At 58.7% G+C, this 17,510-nt stretch carries 15 protein-coding genes; all 15 read right to left on the bottom strand.

Going from position 1 to position 17,510, the window contains the following annotated elements; translation table 11 throughout:
- Window positions 1-159: 159 nt before the first annotated feature.
- The 15 genes from ACN0RV_RS03715 to ACN0RV_RS03785 all read right to left on the bottom strand — a co-directional run bounded on the left by ACN0RV_RS03715 (window position 160) and on the right by ACN0RV_RS03785 (window position 17,510).
- On the bottom strand, window positions 160-537 hold the full coding sequence (locus tag ACN0RV_RS03715) for a hypothetical protein (RefSeq protein WP_417345691.1): 378 nt from the start codon (window positions 535-537) through the stop codon (window positions 160-162).
- A gap of 12 nt (window positions 538-549) precedes the next feature.
- Window positions 550-6,051: a phage tail protein gene (locus ACN0RV_RS03720; protein ID WP_417345692.1), complete on the bottom strand. Its 5,502-nt coding sequence runs from the start codon at window positions 6,049-6,051 to the stop codon at window positions 550-552.
- A complete protein-coding gene (locus tag ACN0RV_RS03725) occupies window positions 6,051-6,632 on the bottom strand; it encodes a hypothetical protein (RefSeq protein WP_417345694.1) in 582 nt (193 codons plus the stop codon). The genes ACN0RV_RS03720 and ACN0RV_RS03725 overlap by 1 nt, the downstream gene beginning before the upstream one ends.
- On the bottom strand, window positions 6,632-8,698 hold the full coding sequence (locus ACN0RV_RS03730; RefSeq protein ID WP_417345696.1) for a hypothetical protein: 2,067 nt from the start codon (window positions 8,696-8,698) through the stop codon (window positions 6,632-6,634). The genes ACN0RV_RS03725 and ACN0RV_RS03730 overlap by 1 nt, the downstream gene beginning before the upstream one ends.
- On the bottom strand, window positions 8,695-8,982 hold the full coding sequence (locus ACN0RV_RS03735) for a hypothetical protein (RefSeq protein ID WP_417345698.1): 288 nt from the start codon (window positions 8,980-8,982) through the stop codon (window positions 8,695-8,697). The genes ACN0RV_RS03730 and ACN0RV_RS03735 overlap by 4 nt, the downstream gene beginning before the upstream one ends.
- Before the next feature lie 8 nt (window positions 8,983-8,990).
- Window positions 8,991-9,374 carry a hypothetical protein gene (locus tag ACN0RV_RS03740; RefSeq protein WP_417345699.1) on the bottom strand — a complete coding sequence of 128 codons (384 nt, stop codon included), beginning with the start codon at window positions 9,372-9,374 and terminating at the stop codon, window positions 8,991-8,993.
- A gap of 20 nt (window positions 9,375-9,394) precedes the next feature.
- Window positions 9,395-10,315 carry a phage tail tube protein gene (locus tag ACN0RV_RS03745; protein WP_417345700.1) on the bottom strand — a complete coding sequence of 307 codons (921 nt, stop codon included), beginning with the start codon at window positions 10,313-10,315 and terminating at the stop codon, window positions 9,395-9,397.
- Window positions 10,308-10,733 carry a hypothetical protein gene (locus ACN0RV_RS03750; protein ID WP_417345702.1) on the bottom strand — a complete coding sequence of 142 codons (426 nt, stop codon included), beginning with the start codon at window positions 10,731-10,733 and terminating at the stop codon, window positions 10,308-10,310. Before ACN0RV_RS03750 ends, ACN0RV_RS03745 begins: the two co-directional genes overlap by 8 nt.
- Window positions 10,730-11,155 carry a gp436 family protein gene (locus tag ACN0RV_RS03755; protein ID WP_417345704.1) on the bottom strand — a complete coding sequence of 142 codons (426 nt, stop codon included), beginning with the start codon at window positions 11,153-11,155 and terminating at the stop codon, window positions 10,730-10,732. The genes ACN0RV_RS03750 and ACN0RV_RS03755 overlap by 4 nt, the downstream gene beginning before the upstream one ends.
- A gap of 3 nt (window positions 11,156-11,158) precedes the next feature.
- Window positions 11,159-11,635 (bottom strand): HI1506-related protein, encoded by a 477-nt coding sequence (locus ACN0RV_RS03760; RefSeq protein ID WP_417345705.1) that lies wholly within the window; start codon window positions 11,633-11,635, stop codon window positions 11,159-11,161.
- Between the two features lie 51 nt (window positions 11,636-11,686).
- Window positions 11,687-12,607 (bottom strand): Mu-like prophage major head subunit gpT family protein, encoded by a 921-nt coding sequence (locus ACN0RV_RS03765; RefSeq protein WP_417345707.1) that lies wholly within the window; start codon window positions 12,605-12,607, stop codon window positions 11,687-11,689.
- Window positions 12,607-13,740 (bottom strand): phage protease, encoded by a 1,134-nt coding sequence (locus ACN0RV_RS03770; protein WP_417345709.1) that lies wholly within the window; start codon window positions 13,738-13,740, stop codon window positions 12,607-12,609. The genes ACN0RV_RS03765 and ACN0RV_RS03770 overlap by 1 nt, the downstream gene beginning before the upstream one ends.
- 75 nt (window positions 13,741-13,815) lie before the next feature.
- On the bottom strand, window positions 13,816-15,315 hold the full coding sequence (locus tag ACN0RV_RS03775; RefSeq protein ID WP_417345711.1) for a KAP family P-loop NTPase fold protein: 1,500 nt from the start codon (window positions 15,313-15,315) through the stop codon (window positions 13,816-13,818).
- Between the two features lie 165 nt (window positions 15,316-15,480).
- Window positions 15,481-16,875 (bottom strand): KAP family P-loop NTPase fold protein, encoded by a 1,395-nt coding sequence (locus ACN0RV_RS03780; protein WP_417345712.1) that lies wholly within the window; start codon window positions 16,873-16,875, stop codon window positions 15,481-15,483.
- Between the two features lie 161 nt (window positions 16,876-17,036).
- Window positions 17,037-17,510, bottom strand: a complete 474-nt coding sequence (locus ACN0RV_RS03785; protein WP_417345714.1) for a phage virion morphogenesis protein — start codon at window positions 17,508-17,510, stop codon at window positions 17,037-17,039.

The following is a 17,510-nucleotide window of genomic DNA, read 5'->3' on the forward strand; positions in this document are numbered from 1 at the left end:
GGTGTAACAGCCCTAAAACTGGGCTCTGGCTGCGTTTTCGTTTATGCCTTAATCAAGAGCTCAAACTTAAATGTAGGAAACATCACTATCAACATTGGAAAGTTCTCTGAAAAATCAAGGAAAGATTAACCCAAAGCCCGGGCACCAGCCCGGGCTTTTTTATGCTTCGACATCCTCCACAGCAGTGCTATTACTTAATCCCTCTTGGGCTTGCAGGTGCTGGTAAGCGGCTTGCCTTGGGGTTAGGTCCTGGTATGCGGGGTCGCTTAGGTTGAGTTGGAATACCCTGATGGTGCGGCCATCGCGGAGCAGGTCGATGGGGGGCAGTTTGTCCTTCACGGCTTGTTCGCTGGCGAAGATGCCTACCTGGTAGGCGCAGGTGTGCTGGCCGCCGGGGATCTCCTGCACCTGGTTCTCGTCGTCCAGGGTCTGGGTCAGGCTGGTAGTGTTATTGGTGTTGAGCTGGGTGATCACCAAGCAGGCGTTCTCCACGGTGATGCCGGAGGCCAGGGTGATGGTTGGGATGATTAAAGCCACGTTAAACGCTCCTTATTGCTCGGTGCTGATGATGCCCAGGATCTGATAATCGACACTGGAGTTTGCGTGATAGCGAGTGTGCGAACTCACCAGGATTCGATAATTGAAATCGCCGGTGCTGGTATTGGTATCGGTGTAGGTTGAAGAGGCCGAAACGTACTCGCTGACTATCCAGCGGCCCAGTTCGTCTTCGAAGTGGCGGCTTGGGGTCCAGCTGATGGTCTCGGTCTTCAGGGTGACCCAGCTGCCCGAACCAATCTTGCGCTGCAACTGATAGGTCAGTGATCTGCCGCTGGTACTGGGCGTGCCGCTGGTGGTGGAGTCCGCCGCATAGCGGAAGCTGACCACCACGTTCTTGCGACGGCCATTGGTGCCAAAGGGGCCCAGGGTGATGGGATAGGTGCCCGCCCCGTAGCTGTTCTTGTTGGTGGTCTCGGCGCCGTTCTTCAGTACACCGGCGGAGAGGCTGCCGCCGTGGTAGCTGTCGTTGTTTTGATCGTACCAGTAGCTGGCGTTGGACTTGCGCAGGTTGTTCCAGTCGGGCTCACCGCCGCTTAGCAACTTGGGGCCCCGCCATTCAATGAGGCCATCTGGCCCAAAGGGAGTCTCACGCTCCACCTTCATGGTATTGGGCCCAAGCAAGGTGTACTGCTGGGCTGCGATCACCGGCGATTCCAGCTTCTGCCCTGCCTTAATGTGCCGGCCTTCAATCGCATCGGCGGCGATGGCGTTGGCGGTCACCCCGCCAAAGGTGGCCATCTGAGCCATCAACTGATTGAACAAGGCACTGCTGCCCACCAGCTTGGTGATCAAGGCGTTGTCTACGGTCAGTTCATTAGCGGTGATGCCGCCGAACTGGGCGATGCGGGAGCGCAAAGTGTTGAACATGCCCTGGTCGGCGATCACCTGCTGAGCGGAGAGTTTGCCGCCACTGATGTCCCGTACCGATGGATGCAGCCAATAGTCTGTTGTGGTCACTCCGGCGTTGTAGTAATTAAGTGCTCGCAAGCAAACAAAATTCTGATCGGCTTTTAACCTGAAGTAATAGTGCACATTCTCACACTCAGGCACCGACTCCGGGTTCGCATTTGCACCCACAATAAAGGCTCGCATCTTCCTGATCTGGCCGTTGGAGATGTCGCCATACCAGAAATATGGATTGGAAGTGGTCGTTACCAGATACCGTGTAGATGGTGAGAATGTATCTACAACTTGAGAACTCCCTCCCTTAGTGTTTGCAGCATACAGTCCAAAGTATCGTGTTCCCGTTCCGCCACCACTGTGGCGATAAATAGAAAAACACACCTCGTAGATCGCGTTATGGTCTATTTCAAACCAATCAGAGGTGAGCTGTACGTTTCCAGATGTGGTGACCTTGCGGGCCTGCTGCGCTTTGCCCTCAACGGTGATGGTTTCCAGTGGGAAGCTACTATGACTGCCATCCCAGCCAGTCAGCTCACCGGTTTGGCTGAAGTTATTCACCAACTGGCGAGCACGCACATCTAGCTTCTCGGTCAAAATGGCTCCAGCCGCAATGCTGTTTGCCCCAAGCCCACCAAATAGCGCGAGTTGAGCCTGCAATTGATTAAACAAGCCAGAGTTGGCCATCAAGGAAGTAATAAGCCCAGTTTGGGCGCTAAAACTGCCTTGGGCGACGTCGCTCACCGCCCCGCTTTTGGCATTGTTGGCCTTAGTCTGTGCATCCTGCGCCGCAGAATTGATGGCCGCCTGTTTGGCGGCATCGGCCCGACTTTGGGCCCCGGCAGTCGTCTCCATACCAATAGCAATCAGATCGCCCTGTTCAGTCACCTCATGGATAGAGAGTTCATCAATGTCAGCAGTACCAGTGCCATTGCTGTAGTTGACGATGCCCATTATCCGTACATAGGCGGTACCAGGCCTGAAATTGTTGTGAGCGTCTCCCTCTCCGGAGATATAGCCCTCAAAGGTTCGCCAACCTTGGCTAGCGACAATGTTTATTCCTGAGGCAGCACAATATCTATGGGTGCCCGAGCCTCCAGTAATGCCATTAAGGTCCTTATCCATGGTGGCTACACCCGCATAGAGGTAGCGCGAACCAGTGCCGTTATCATATTGGCGGACTTTAAAGCGCACCTTGTATCGCTTACTAGTGTCTACCGGGAATACCGCGCTGGAATAGAACCAGGCAGTCCCCTTTGCCCTGACAACCTTGCCTCCGTGCTCTCCGAGCTGATGCAATGAATACTGGCTGTAATTACCAATCGGAGCAGTATTGGCGGTTGCACCATAGGCATTAGGCGTCAGGCTCTGCAGGCCGTTTTCCATAAAGAAGTCAGGCAAGGAGCGGCGATAGAGCGTCAATTGAGCGTCAGCATGGCTCTGGGCGCTGGCATTGGCCGCATTGGCCTTTGCCTGTGCATCGGCAGCGGCGGCGGTGATCGCCGCTTGCCGGGCTGCTTCCGCTTTGGCCTGGGCATCGGCAATAGCTCGGGCTTCCTCGGCGTTTACCTGGTTATCGGTGTGGGCCTTGGCTTTGGTTTCGGCCAGGTTGGCTTGGGCCAGGGCGTACTGCTCGGCGGCCAGCTTGGCCGCATCCGCCCTACCCTGAGCCCCTGCTGGGGTTTCCCCACCCAACCCTGCGGCGGTGACGCCGTTCTGGGTCAGCTTGGCCAGGTCCACCCACTGGTTGCCTAGGTTGGCGTTCGCCAGAGCGGCTTGCAGGGCCAGCAGATCGCCGCTGTTATCGGGCATGCGGCCCTGGGCCAGGTTGTCCAGTTGAGCCTGTTCCTCTGGGGTGAAGATGTCGCCCACCTCGGCGCGGATGCGGTTCCAGGTGTAGTCCTGGTAGTTCACCGAAGCGTGGGGGCTGCTCTGGTTGGCGGCGGTGCCCATCCAGGCCTTGGCCTTACCCAGCTCCTTGTCCAGAGTGAAGCCTGCCCCCTGGTCGTTGTCGGCCCAGGCAAACCAGGTGAAGCTCTTCAGGTCATCCAGATGTGGCCGTAGCAGGTCGGCCAGTTCGCTGCCATCGGTGGTGGTGGCGCTGAAGGGGAACCACAACGATTCCCCCAGCAGGTTCTCAAACTGGGCCCAGCCGAAGTAACTGGTGTTGGGGGCCAACCCAGCAAAGGTCAGCTCCAGGCCAGTGGCTTTATAGGTTGCAGAATCGAAGTTGTTGGCGGCGTTTAACCGCACATTAAAGGTGCCGCTGTACCCCAGCATGCCACTGGCCAAACGCGGGCGAATCACCAGAGAGGTCACTCCGGCCTCCACCTCTGCGGCCACCGGGGCGGCGGGCTTCGTCAGAGCAAAGGTGAAGCTGGCCGGCTCCGAGGCTTTACCCAGGTTGGAGATGCGCACCACCTTTACGGTGTAGCTGCCTGCCGTCAGCGGCGGGATCAGAAACTCCCCCTCACTGGCCGGGCCTGCCGCCATACGGCTCTCGCCAGCAAACACCACCACATCGTAGTGAACCGTCCAATCCCAGTCATGATCCCAAGTCAGTCGGCCCTGGGGCTGGTGGTCGGTGGGCGCATGGTAGGCCAGGCCAGTGGGCATCGGCACCACCACCGGGCTGGGAATGTCGTAATCGGGAGAGGGCGGCGGCAGGGGCTTATCCCGCCAGGTAAAGATGGACGGGTCGTAGCGCTCCAGTTCGGCGTGCACCTCCAGTTCCTCAGCACTGCCACTGGTGGTCACGGTCACCAACTGAAAGTAACGCTGGCCCCAGCCCCGGTCGGCATCGGTCACTTCAATCACATCGCCCCCTTCCAGGGCGGCGGCTCGTGGGGGCAGCTCCCAACTGCCGGTCTCCCTGGAGCGGCTGCGACGGCACAGCACCTCGGCCATCTGCAGCGCCTCATCGAAGTTATCGATGGCCGGACACTTGATGGTATCGGTCTGCTCCAGCCCCAGATCATCGGCCAGGTACTGGTCAAACTCCGGGTCATCCGGGGTTGGCCAGGTGGCGGTGTTGGTCACGTAGCCATTGGCGCCGTCGGTAAACTCAATGGTGATGCGGTTCTTGCGCTGGTCCCGCTCCGGGGTGGCGACCTGAGCACCCACCAGGTCGTTTTCATCCAGGCGCATTACAGACGGGCGATGGCGGTCAATGGCAAAGCCCAGCTTGCCGGCGCGCCAGCGCGGGCGGGCCCGGCAGCACCTGTAGAGCTCACGCAGGTTATCCAGCCGGCCCTGATGGGTGTCCAACACCAGGTTGCAACTCATCACCGGGCGCTCATTGCCATCACTGCCGGTCACCAGAGTGGTGTCTATCCAGTTGGCCTCCTCGATGTAGTCATCAAGAATGAGGCGCTCCAGGGGCAGGCCCCAACCGCCGTCCGCCTTGGCCATACGCAGGAAATGGAGCACGCACAGGGCCGGATTGGCCGACCATTGCCAGGTGGTGGGGTCATTGGCCTGCTGGGCGCTGTCCCTGGGGTCCCACACCAGCAAGCCATCGACGATGTACCTGCGCTGCGGCTCGCCGGAATAGGGGCCGTCCTTGTGATTGCGCAGCACCAGGCAGCGGCTGGCCATCCCCTCGAAAGTGTCACTGGCCAGAAAATCCGGAAAGTTGCCACTGCCGGGATGATTGACGCCGCTGGGGTAGTTCAGCAGCCAGGGGTAAGCGGTATGACTGCCCTGCCCCAGGCGCTGGTCCTGGTAGGCGATGTAGGGCCGACCATTGCCGGTGCGGCCATCGATGCCAAACCGGGCTTTGCCCTCGGCGCTGGCGATGTCCAACCCCATCAGTTCGGTGGCGTGAATGCCTTTAATCGGCCCCACGCAGATGGCATCCACCAGACACAGGTAACGCTTGTCCTGGCCGGTGATGTGGCGATAGACGGCGGTGGGCGTCACCGCCGCCCGGCCAAAGACGATGGGCAGCTTCTGGGCGCTGGCGTCCAGGTTGAGATCTATCTGCATTCCTGGGGTGCGTACCTTGTCGGCGAACAGGCCGCCGCCCTGGGCCAGGTCTTCATGACCCCACTCCCCCTTGGGCCGGTCGGCCACCAGGGCATGGCGCAGCCCGGTGTCACCGGGGAAGCGCGCCTGATGCTCCGACTGGGTCAGCTGCATGCCGCCAGGCTCTTCGAAGGTGGCCAGGTGGTTGGTCAGGTTCACCGTCAGGGTGTGGGACTCGCCGTCCTGCTCATCATCCAGGTTGTTGATGATCCCCGCCCAATAGGTGTCGTCCACCGCCGCCACCTGGTAGTGGTCATCCACCCAGGCGCGGTGCAGCGCCACCGGCCGGTTTCTGTGGTCTGCGGCCAGCAGGGCCAGCATCTGCAGATCCACCGCCGACAGCACCAGGTCAATGTCGTCCACCTGCAACTCGGCGCTGCTGTCCACACTGCCCGCCTCCAGCAGGTGGCCGCTGGGCAGATAGCTGTCACCGGCGTACTCCAGGGCCACCGGGGCATCGGTCAGGCACAGAGGGCCGCTAACCAGGGACAGCTTTACCAGCAGGTGGTTGGCAAAGCGCTCCTCCACGTTTTCCACCAAGCCATTGGGATAGACGTACTCGCGCATCAGACCACCTCCACCACGGCAAAGCTGATGGGGTTGTAGGGCTTGGTGATGTCACCCTCCGGCAAGCCGTCGAGCATCACGGTGAAGGGCACGGCGTCCAGGGTCACCAGCTCGCCGGCGCTCACCGCCACACGCAGTGGCGGGTCAATCTCTACGGTCACCTGGCCCTGGGCATTGGAAGACGCCGCCCCCATGCGATACACCTTGGTGTGGTTGCCCAGGCGCAGCGGGTCATTGGCGCACACCGCCTCAGCCAAGTCATTGGCAAAGCCGGACAGCAGCAGTTGGCTGGCCCCCTTGCCGGCATCGGCGGCCAGTTGAACACCGGATGGCGCCGGGCCGTTGGCGAAGGACTCAAAGGGCACCACCAGCTCGAACTCGCCAGCGCGGTGACGGTTCAAAAACCACAGGGCGGCGGCGCGCTTCTTAGGGTTCTGGGCGGTCACCTCTACGTCGCAGATGAAGTTGTGGGTCAGGCCCATACGCTTTAACCGCTTGCCCCCTTTGGCCAGCGAAGAGACCACCGGCGCCTCCAGGCCGGGAGTCAACGCCCTGATCCCCATCTCGGGAAAACGCTCCATTAAAAACTCCTTAATCCCTGTTTACGGCGGGCGCGGCGCTGGGCCCGGTCGAAGCTGCTGGCGTTGCGCCGGCTCCACTTGTCGAAGCTCTTGGCGTCCATGGCCATGACGGTGGTGTGTTGGCTGTTGTGGATGCTCTGGCCGCCCAGCAACTTGGCGGTCTCTTCGCGGCTGGTGATGGTGGCCGGGCCCATGACGGGCACGCCGTTATACAGCTCGGGGCCGAACTCAGACATGATCCCCCACTGCCCCGCCGGGATGTATCCGCCCTTGTCGAACGCACCGGCGAAAGCGGCGCTGGCCGCACCCACGGCGGCAGCGGTCAGGCCGGCACCAAAGCCCTCAAACACCGCCGCGGCGCCGGGAGCCAACGCCGGACCAATGATGGGAATGGCGGCGGTACTGGCCGCCGCGGCCAGGGCGCCCAGCTGAGTCTCTGCCGCCCCCCGGCCACCGACAGACGCGATGTAACCGGCGTTCTCGGCACTGCCCAGGGTCTTCTCCAGCACCCACTGGGCCAGGCGCTGGGTGGCCCACTCACCGAAGAAGGCCACCATGGAGCGGGCCATCCCCTCGAAGATGCTCTGCACCCCATCCCCCAGGCTCTTGCTGTCGATAAGGGCCGACTCGAAGGCGCGCCCCATCCCCTCGCTGAAGCGGGACACCTGATCTTCAAACAGATCGCCCACACCGCGCTGGGCCTCTTTAAGGGATTGCAGCAGCTGCCCCTGCCAGCCGGCCTGCTCCTGCATCAGTCGCTGCTTGTCTCGGGCATAGGATTCATCCAGCCGGCGCGACCAAGTGTCGAACTCTTCCTGAGTCACCCTGCCGTGGATGTAGAGGTTTTCCAGGGCGTCGGCCTGCTGCTGATACTGCTCTTTGCGCAGCTCCAGCTCGGTGCTGCTGGCCCGTTTCACCATGGCCAGCTGCTGGTCCAGGGCGGTGGCCACCCGGTTGGCGCTCTGGGCGCGAAGTTGAGCTTCGGCCAGGTCGGTGGCAATCAGCGCCTGGCGCAGCTCGGCCTGATAACGAATGGCGGCTTTGGCGCCCTCCTCGCCGGTTTTCCTCTCCTTCTCCTGTGCCTGGATGCTCTTCTCCGTGGTGGCGTTCCACACCCGCTTGCGCCGCTCCGCCTCCTCGATGGCCCCCTGCTGCAACTGCAGGGCAGCGGTTCCCTGGGCCAGGGCCTTGGCGGCCTTACGCTGGGCCGCCTCCAGTTTCTGGTAGGTCTTGGAACCCTTGTCGTAGTTGCCTATCACCAGCGCCTGGTTGTGCTGCTGAGCCTTGAGCTGATCTATCTGCTCCTGGTGGGTGGTGATCTGCTCCTTGGCGGTCTTGATCGCCTGCTCTTCCTGCTCCACCAGCACCGCCGCCTGCTCGCGGGTTAAAGTGGAAGCCTTGGCCAGCTCCTGCAGCTTGTCGGTGAGGGTTTCCACCTGGTCACTGGAGTCCATCAGCGACGGCACAAAGGCGGTAGCCAGGGCGGCGCCCACCGCCACCACACCACCGGCCAGAGCGCCGGCGGGGCCCAGAATGCCGAGCAACTGTGAGCCCTGCTGGCCGAACACCATCATGGCGTTGGTGCCCATCTGCAGCTGCACCGCCACATCCTGCACCTGGTAACCGAACTGCTGGGCCATGCCGCGCAGGTTGCCCATCATTCCCAGGTTGCTGCGGGCGGCCCCGGCGTGCTTCTTCTGGGCCTGGGTCAGCAGTTTCAGCTGCTCGGTGGCCTGTTGGTTGGCCTTGCCCAGCTTGTCGGTCACCACCCCGTTGGAGGCGATCACCATGCCGCCCTCCTGCAGCGACTGAACATAGGCGCGCACCGCCAGCTCCAGTTGGGCGTACTGGGCCTGGGCGCCGGTGGCAAAGCTGTCTACTGCAATAGACTGGGCCTTGACCCCCTTGGCTCCTTTGTCGCCCTCCTTGGCGTTGCGCCTGTTGGCCTGGGTAGCCGCCTCGGTGGCGGCGGTGAACTTGCCCACCGCCTGCTCCGACTGCTTGAGGGCCGGCAGCAGTTTGGCGTTGTCACCGGTGAGGATCAGCGCCAGCTTCAAGTCGCTCATTGGCTGGCCCTCCGTTGGTTGAAGTGGTGCATCGCCGCCTGGCTGAGGCGGCGCAGCTTGGCGAACAGCGCCGGCTCGATGGCGCGGGCCGAGAGCGCCGCCTCGGCCTGCACCTGAACCCAGTCCAGCCCCAGGCAACGGCCAAAGTCGCTAAAGCGCATCAGGTCGGCCACCTCCAGAAACCACAGCAGCGCCGGCCAGTTCTCTGGCAACACTAGGCAATCGCCGCCGGTGTTGGCCACGGCGCGGCTTATCTGGTCCGGGGTGGCTCCGAAGCGCTGCATATCCTCGCTTACTCCTCGGGGGTCTTTGCGAGAGCCGCCACACCAGTAACTTCCCGCTTCATCGAGTTTTTTAGGGCAGCCCCGCTGTAGGCGTCCTTAAAGGCAGCCAGGGCGCCAATGCAGAAAAACGGCTGATCCAGCACGGCGTTCAGGTTGTCCTGGGAGAACGGCAGGGGCTCGCCATCGGCGCCACCGATGTTGCCCCAGCCCTGGATCACCTTGGTCAGAAACTGGCGGTCATTGCCCAGACCCAGCAACTGGTCGTGCTCTTCGGCAGGAGGCAGGCGAAAGTCCAGGGTGATGTGGGTTTCCACCATCTGGCCGCCATCGGCGGGCACATCGATGGTGCAGGGCCAGCCCTTCACGGCTGGCTCGCTCATCAGTCGAAACATGGTCTCTCCTTAAAGGGGGTTTAACGGGTGGTTAAGGTGTCTTTGGCCATCACCCTCAGGGTGAGTTGGTAGCAGGTCTTACCGTCGCTCTCCTGGTAGGTGGGGCGCTCCAGCTGCAGCTCAGGGCAGCGGTGCTCTATCTGGTTGCCGGCGACGCCATGCACCAGCTCCGAGGCGATGCGGCTGTGGTTCTCGGCCAGGTCAAAGGGATCGAAGGTGGCAAGATCGGTGGCCCGCACCAGCAGGGTGAGGGTGGGCGCCCGGTCGGTGATCTCCACCTCCTCGCCGTTCACCAGATCCGAGTAGCCGTACTCGTTGGCCACGTCGTAGCTGTACTGCAGCAGGGTCAGCGGCACCCCGGCCAGGGTGAAGCTGGTGAAGGCGCTGCCCACCTTGAGCGGCGTCGTCCAGCCCTCGAAGTTGCCAGCCACCTGATTATCGTCCTGGGGCTTGGTGAACAGGCCCTTCAGCTCAAACTCCAGGTAGGGCAACTCGCCAGCGTTGGAGGTGAGTTTGTAGGTGCCCCGGGTGCCGGTGACTTGGTGCAACACCTTGTCCATGTAGAAATACACGGTAACGCTGGCCTCCGGCTGGTCGGTCAGCTCGAAGTCCACATGCTCGCTGCCAGGGGTGTTGTCCACGTTGGCCAGACGGCCACAGGCGGCGATGATGCCGGCCCACTTGGGCGGGGTGGCGGCAGCGCCGGAGCCGGCCAGCTCCACCTTGAGGGTAAGGCTGACGTGGGTGTTCACCAGGAACTGCTCACTGTGGCCCAGCTCGCCGCTGACAAAGGGGCGCTCCAGGGAGTCACCATCCATGGGGGTCAGGCCCACCTCGGCGCAGCGCACCGCATCGCCGGCCCCTGGGGTGGCATCCACCCCGTAACTGGCTTCGGCCTTGAGCACCACCAGCTTGTCTTTCCAGAGTCGTTTGTTAGCCATGGTCGGCCTCCAGATATTGGGAAGTGGTAAAGCGGTCCAGCCACCACAGCTGGCCATCGCTCATGCCGTAGAGATCGCCATTGCCCAGCAGCATGGGGTCGCACTGGGGCAGAGGCTGCCAGCCGAACAGCGCCTGGCGCACCCGTTGGCGCAGGGCCTGCAGGCTGTCCTCCTCCAGGCCGCGCAGCACCAGGACAATGCCCACCTGGTGGGTCACCTGCTGCAGCGGTTCGCCCACGGCGCGCTGGTTGCCGCCGGGACGGTCGGACAGGGGCACCACAAAGGCGGCGCGCCTGCCCCTTAGGGGGCGGCTGCGCACATTGGCCAGGCCCATGGCAGTGTCCACCTGGTTCAGCAGCGGTCGGTTTTTCTCGTCCTTAAGGGACTCCAGCCGGGCCTTGATGGCATCGAGCATCACAGAAACCCTCCGTTGCCCCGGCCAAAGACGCTGCCCGAGGATTGCACCTCGATGCTGGCCTCATCCCCTGCCGGCTCGCTGCCGTCAGCCAGCCCCAGGGCCACGTTGCCCTTGGCCAGGGCATCGAGCAGGCGCACCGCATCCAGATAGCGGTCGCGCACCTGATCGGTCACCCGGGTGTCGTAAAGCCGGTAACGGGCGATGTCGCAGCACACCCGCTCCAGTACCGTGGGCACCTGGGCCAGGGGCAGCTGATAGCGGGTCACCAGATAGAGGTCGATGTCGGCGCAGGCGTCCTCCAGGGCGCCCTGAAGCACCGGCTCCACAATGGCTCCGGCGCTGCCGTCGCGATCGGTCAACTGCTCAAGCTCATCGGCATCGAAGCGGGCCTGCATCTGGGCCACTGTGGCGTAGCGACTCATGGGTTAGCCCTCGCCCTGGGCCTGCTCTGCAGCGCCGGCTTGCGGCTGCTGAATCAACTGCTGGTAGACCTCCCAGGCGGCGTCACGCTGGGCTGCAGTCGGCTTAACCTTGATGGCCTTGCCCTGGTCGTCCTCGGTCTCGAAGGCCAGTTCGTCCACCTTGGGCTTTTTGCCCTCGGTCAGCTCGCCGCTGCGAGCCAACTGGTCGATGACCGCCACAAAGGGGCGCAGCAGCTCATCTTCCACCAGGGCGAGATTCAACCCCTCGGCACTGTCTAAGCCATCACCCAGGCGGTTCTCGACCACGGGCCCTTCAGGGTCAGCCTGGGCAATTGAGAGACGGTGATCGCCCTCAATGGCCGCCAGCTGCGCCTGGCTAAGCTGGGCCGCTTCCAGGTGGTTTTCGCCTTTTTGGAAGGCCAAGCCCGCACGGCGATAGCCAGAGTTCGCCAGACAAGTGACCAAAATCGTTTTAGCCATTTCATACGCTCTCCATGTTGGGGGCCGCGCCTGGGCCCGGCCCCATTGGGGTTACAGGTTCTCGGCCACCAGCAACTTGACCTTGCCCTTCAGCTCGTTGTTGACGGTGGTGCCGCCCTCGTCGATGAACTCGCGCTCCAGCAGCTTGGTGGCGGCCTGTTCCAGCTCGGTGGGCACCACCAGCAGGTTGGGGCGAATTTTCAGCTTCTTGCCGCCGTCGCGGGTGAAGGCCTTCATCGCCTCGTAGGCGTGCCAGAAGTTGGCGGCGGTAAGGTCGTCCTTCACCCCGAACGCCATCTGCCAGAAGCCGTAGCCAGCGTTGCTGCGCAGGTCGGCACCGAACTGGAACTCGTTGCGAGTCCACACCTCGGGGTCGGTGGGGTTGAACAGGGTGTTCAGGGCCAGGGCGCGGCGGCTCTGGTAGATAAAGGGCTTCAGGGGCCGGGTGGTGTCCAGCAGGAACCAGGGCTTGCCGGTGTAGGTGCCGTTCACCTTGATGTTGGAGACCGAGGCGTTGGCGCCGCTGCCATCGTGCTTGGCGTTCACCGGGTGGTCGGTGTCGAAGAAGTTCTGGCCGTCGTAGCACAGGCTGGCAAAGCCATCCTCAAGCAGGGCGAACACCAGCTCATCGGGGAACTCCGCGCCCTCCTGGGCCAGCATCTGCACCATGGGGGTGTAGATCCCCAGGTTGTCGTCCTCCACATCGTCGCGGTTCACGCCGATGGTGTTCTCCCAGGTCTTGTTGGTGATCTGATAGCCGTGCTCCTTGAGGGAGTTGATCACCCTGTCGCCAATCCACTCACGGAAGCCAGGCATAGAGCCAAGCCAGCCATAGGTGTTGCTCTTGGTGTTGCTGGGCACCACAGAGGCGATCTGCTTGTACTTGGGGTCAACGTTGACCAGGGCGTTCTGGAACTCCTTTCGCACCATGGTGCGCAGGGCGTTCAGGGTGGCGTTGTTGATGATGGCCATTACTGCTGCTCCTTCTTAGCTTGTGCAAACTCGTCGTGGCTCATGCCCCAGGCATCGGCCATCTGCTTCTCCTCGGCGCTCAGGGCCGCTTCGCCGCCCTTATCTTCCGGTGGCGTGACCGTGGTGGTTTGCTGGGTGGAGAGCGCCGGGATGGCCACCCGCTGCTCCAGTTGGGCGGTCAGCGCGGCCAGGCCATGCTGATTACCCAGATCGGTGTAGTAGCCGACTTCGGCCTGCAGAATGCGGCCCTCGCCCTGGGCCTTCTCCACGGCCTGTTTCACCGCTTCCTTGCCAGATTCGGCGGTCAGTGCCGCCAGTTGCTGAGACACGGCGTTATAGGCCGCAACCGGCACATACTGGGTCAGGTCAATTTCCTGGGCAGTCAGGGCGGCCTCGCCTTGCTGCTTGAGCTTGCTGATGGCCTCCTTGGCCTGGTTCACTTGCTCCTCGCTGGGCTCGGCATCGCCTTCTACAGTGATGCCAAGCAGCCCCAGCAGGGTTGTCAGGGCGTTTTTCATGGGTGACTCCTTTTCGGGTGAGGTGGTACTTGGAGTGGTGCTGGTAATTTCTGCCATCAGGCTGGCCAGGGGCTGCATGCCATCGACGCCGGGGCGGTTGGTGAGCGCGCCAGAGTGGATAGCCTGGGGGCGACCGGTAGCGGTGTCGTAGGCAAACACCAGGGAGAAGTAGCGGTATTCACCGGCGCTCAGGTGGGCGCGGGCTTTGTCGGTCCAGCGGGGCTTGATGTAGAGCCCCTGCCCTTGGCGGTACTGAATGTCGTCGATGCTGAAAAAGCCGGACGCGGGAGCAGGCTGGCCGTTCTTCTCTTTGTTGAGGGTCTGGTGCTCATAGTCGATCACCAAATCGCCCTGCTGGTGCTGGGTATGGGCTTTAAGCGCGGCAAAGGCTTCGGCGTCCATGCGCCACTTGCCAGAGTGCACATCACGGGGGCGGCCATCGACGGCGGAGAACTCGCCATCGGGCAGAGCCTGCACCCAGCCGTCGTCGGCGCTGATATCCAGCTCGGCAGACAGGGCAGTGACCGCCATAGACTCGGTGGTCAGGGCAGCCAGTTGCCAGCCCTGAGTCAGGGCGGCTTGGCTAAGGGCGAATGTGAGATTTGAGGTTTTCATGCCCCCGATAATGCGGGGGCGAAGGGATTAGCGGGTCAGGAAAGGTTTCAGGAAACCTCAAATAAGTATAAATAATTATTCAATAACTACGGCATGAGATACCAAGTTTTTTATCTTGTCCCAGTACCAATAATTCGCTTCAGCTCTTCTATGGTGGATATCCCATGCGATTTGCATGAATGAGTCATGACGATGAGCAAGATCTCGCTCTCCTTGTTCAAAGCTCTCTGAGTTCGATATTGCCTGAGCAGGCCCGATGATGAATGGTTGAATGCGATTCTGATTGTCATATTTGTACTGACAGAATGCCTTCATTGCATTCAGCAATATCACTTCACCATGCTTCGGAAAACTTGATGGTATACCAGATAGTATGGGCGGAACTGGATTCATCACTTGTCGCTGATTAAAACTCTCCACTCCGCGGTCATACTCAGCTAAGGCAACCATCAATCCAAGAATATGGATCACCTGTGGCTCGTTCTTAGACATCTCTACGACTTGTCTTAAGCAGGCTTTTGTTCGGGCAACCAGTTGATCTACATCCCTAAGACGATACGAAAAGGCGTCTGAAACAAGCTCAACAAGAGTATAAATATCTTCCTGACAGCTAACCTTAGGCCCAAAAACTATCTGGGGATTGTCCAACCCTGGAAATTCGGGTTTAGTACTGCGAAGGTAATCCTGAATGCTGGGTTCACTTAAAGTAACTCGTCTATCAAAGAAGCGTTTAAGGTAATCATCTCCATTAAAACCTTGTCCGTAGGTCCCTTTCACGCTATGTACTAGCTCCTCAGTGTTGGTCGCCACGATAAACACCACTCCAGGTACAGCGAAGAAGTGCTTAATCGTCTCCAATACCTCGATAGCATAGTCTGGGCGACAACGGTCTAGTTCATCAACTATGACATATATCGGCACATTTACTCCACTGAGACCATCTAAATAAGATGCCAAATACTCCAAATGATCTCGAACCTTATTTATCGCCTTTTTCTGCTCTTGATAATTTCCGCTTAAGCCATCAGCCAACTTGGCAGGTTCTATATCGACACAACCAAGAAACATGTCAGCCAACCTATTTCCAACAGCAGGTGTGCCGGTCGTTGCCACACTACCCGCCATGGCAACTCCCTTCACCGCAAGTTGAAATCCTTTGGCCCACCATTCTTTAATCTTTTCCAGGTCAGCTGGGCAATTTAATCGTTCAGTGCAATGACTAAGTTGGTTAATCAACTCAGAACCAATAACCAGTAAAGGATCTTTAGCAAAATCGGAAGTCCAAGCATCAATGAAGACAACAGGATGGTCTTCATTTCTCAGCTTAGTATACAAGCGACGCACAAACTCCGTCTTTCCGGTACCCCAGCCACCATTAAGGTTCAGGACAAAGCCGTCTTCTGCTTCACCATTAAGATAATTGACCAAAAAGCCGGCATAGCCTCCACGCTTCAAAGCGCAGTTGTCAAAATTTCTTGGCTTACCATCAACCATCTCCCAGTCGAAATACTGGGAGGCCTTGCCTACCTCTTGGCCCTGAGGGCTTTGCTGTTTTACTTCTACTGCTTCGGTCATACCTTTACCTTGAGTTATGAATCTACTTCTCGACAAGACGAGGCTACGGTCATCTCGGAAAAAACAGAGCAACTCGCCTGCGCCTGATGACACAATGATGCAGGCTACTTAAAACCTGTGACTCTATCTAAGGACCACTCAAGAAAAAGCCATACTTTTCGTTCATCAACCCACCGTACCAAAGAACTTCAAAAGGCTTGATCTAACATACTTAAAGTGACTTTCATTTCTTCCAGACTGACTATAAGTGTTTTTCTGATTCTCAATCCACATACTTGCATGACTTTCTCCAGGTTTAGTCAACCAATATAAAAACTGGCTACCAACCTCCCCTTCTTTACTTCCTCGGGCGCCATCAAACCTAAGCCTGCTTTCATACTCTTTCCAATCCAACATCCTTGTAAAAAAGAAGTCAGCAAATAAGTCAGGCTCAAATAAATACATGTACACGCTAACACAAACTACAACCGGCTCATCATCAACTAAGTGGGGCACCCTGAAAGAATGGAGGCCATGTCCATTAACGCACATCATTCCAAGCATCTTTTGAATGTCCCTTATCCCCCGCCCATTGTTCGTAATTAATTGAGAAATTGTATTCTTTATTATATTTAAATCTTGATGATCCAATTGCAAGTCGGACAAAGAATTAGCAAGGTGCTTAATCAGGTAGGCATCGATTGAGCTTCGATTAGTATTAGTACTATGATTTAACGGAATCGCTCTATCATAGAACTTTTGAAGGTAAGCTCTTGCATCAACACCTTCTCCATAACGCTTTTTTACAGAGTACTGTAGTTGTTTCATGTTTGAGACCAAAACTACGACTACATTATCCACGTGCTCACCGGTAAAAAGGTGCTTTACTCGCTCCAAAAGAGCTAAAGCGTAATCTGGCCGACACCTATCAAGTTCATCAATGACTATCATTAGCGGCTTTTCTGATGTCCCAACGTATCTCGCAAATGATGTTAAAGAACGTTGAAAGTCCTCATTAACACTTTTTTCTTCAATGAGTGCATCGAGTTGCCTTTCAACTAACTTACCAGCAAAGTCCCCTAATTCTTTATCAGCCCCACCCGCAGACAAGTACTCTTCGACCTCTCCTTCTTTAATCTCATCCCCGGTTACTATACCTGCCGTTACAGCTCTTACTGCCACTTTTGCGCTTACTACTGCTAAGCCCTGAGCAAATGTTTTCGTTTTTTTAGCAAGCTCTTTCCATTTCTCACTATTATCGTTCTTAGTTCCTTTTGCTTCACGAAACTCTGCTAATATCGCCGAGACCAGAGGCATGAATGGGTCAACAACATAGTCACTCTTGAGTGCATCAAAGTATACGACTGGGAATTTCTCCTTCTTTAACTCCCCTATCCATTGGCGCACAAAATATGACTTACCAATGCCCCACTCGCCGTCAATAGCTAAAGTCAAAGGTTTTTTCGACCAAACAACGAGCCTGGTAAGATTCGAACCAAGCTCTTTGCGAGAAAAGGTATCATTTTCTTTTGTAAACCCTTCTTCTAACCCCGGGAGTTCTTCATACCTAAAGTCGTGCATCCTTGTCTTCCTGTACCAAACAATACTTCCACATCCTATATCACCCTAGGAAAATAAGAAATTATATGTTTAAGGAACCTTTAAATCGCTGCCCCCACCCCAGGTAGCCAACCAAAAGACTCAGCCTACTAGGTATCTCCTAGATGCCATTAAAATCGCTCTCAGGGCTTCTGAGCGCTTTGCAGGTGATCTTGCAAAATCTGCAGGATCTCCTGCTCGTCTTCGTCGCTGGTACCCAGGAACGGGCGGGCAGGAATGTCTTTGCCAGGGATCATCGATTTGGGGCTGGTGGTGCCGCCGAAGTGCTGCATGGCCGCATAGGCCATGGCGGAGCCAAACAGCAATTCACCGTTGGCCACCTGGTAGCTAAGGGTGTCCCGCAAGATGTCGTTGAGGCGCAGCGGGGTGGTCTGGTGTTTGGGCTTCATCTTCTGGGTGGTGTCAGACAGCGGTGCCCAGGGTGTGCCATCAGGTGCAACCCCCTGGGCCCAGCGCTCCTGGTGACTTAACAGCAACAGCTCTCCGATGTCTTCCAGGGCCGGGGTTAGCTCCTCTCCCTTAGCGGCCAGCTGTTGCAACTGCGCCTGCAGTTGCTCCAACCCTTCTAGCTTAATCTCAATATGCGCGCCGGCCAT

The organism is Ferrimonas sp. (genome assembly GCF_048263965.1).
Taxonomy (GTDB): Bacteria; Pseudomonadota; Gammaproteobacteria; order Enterobacterales; family Shewanellaceae; genus Ferrimonas.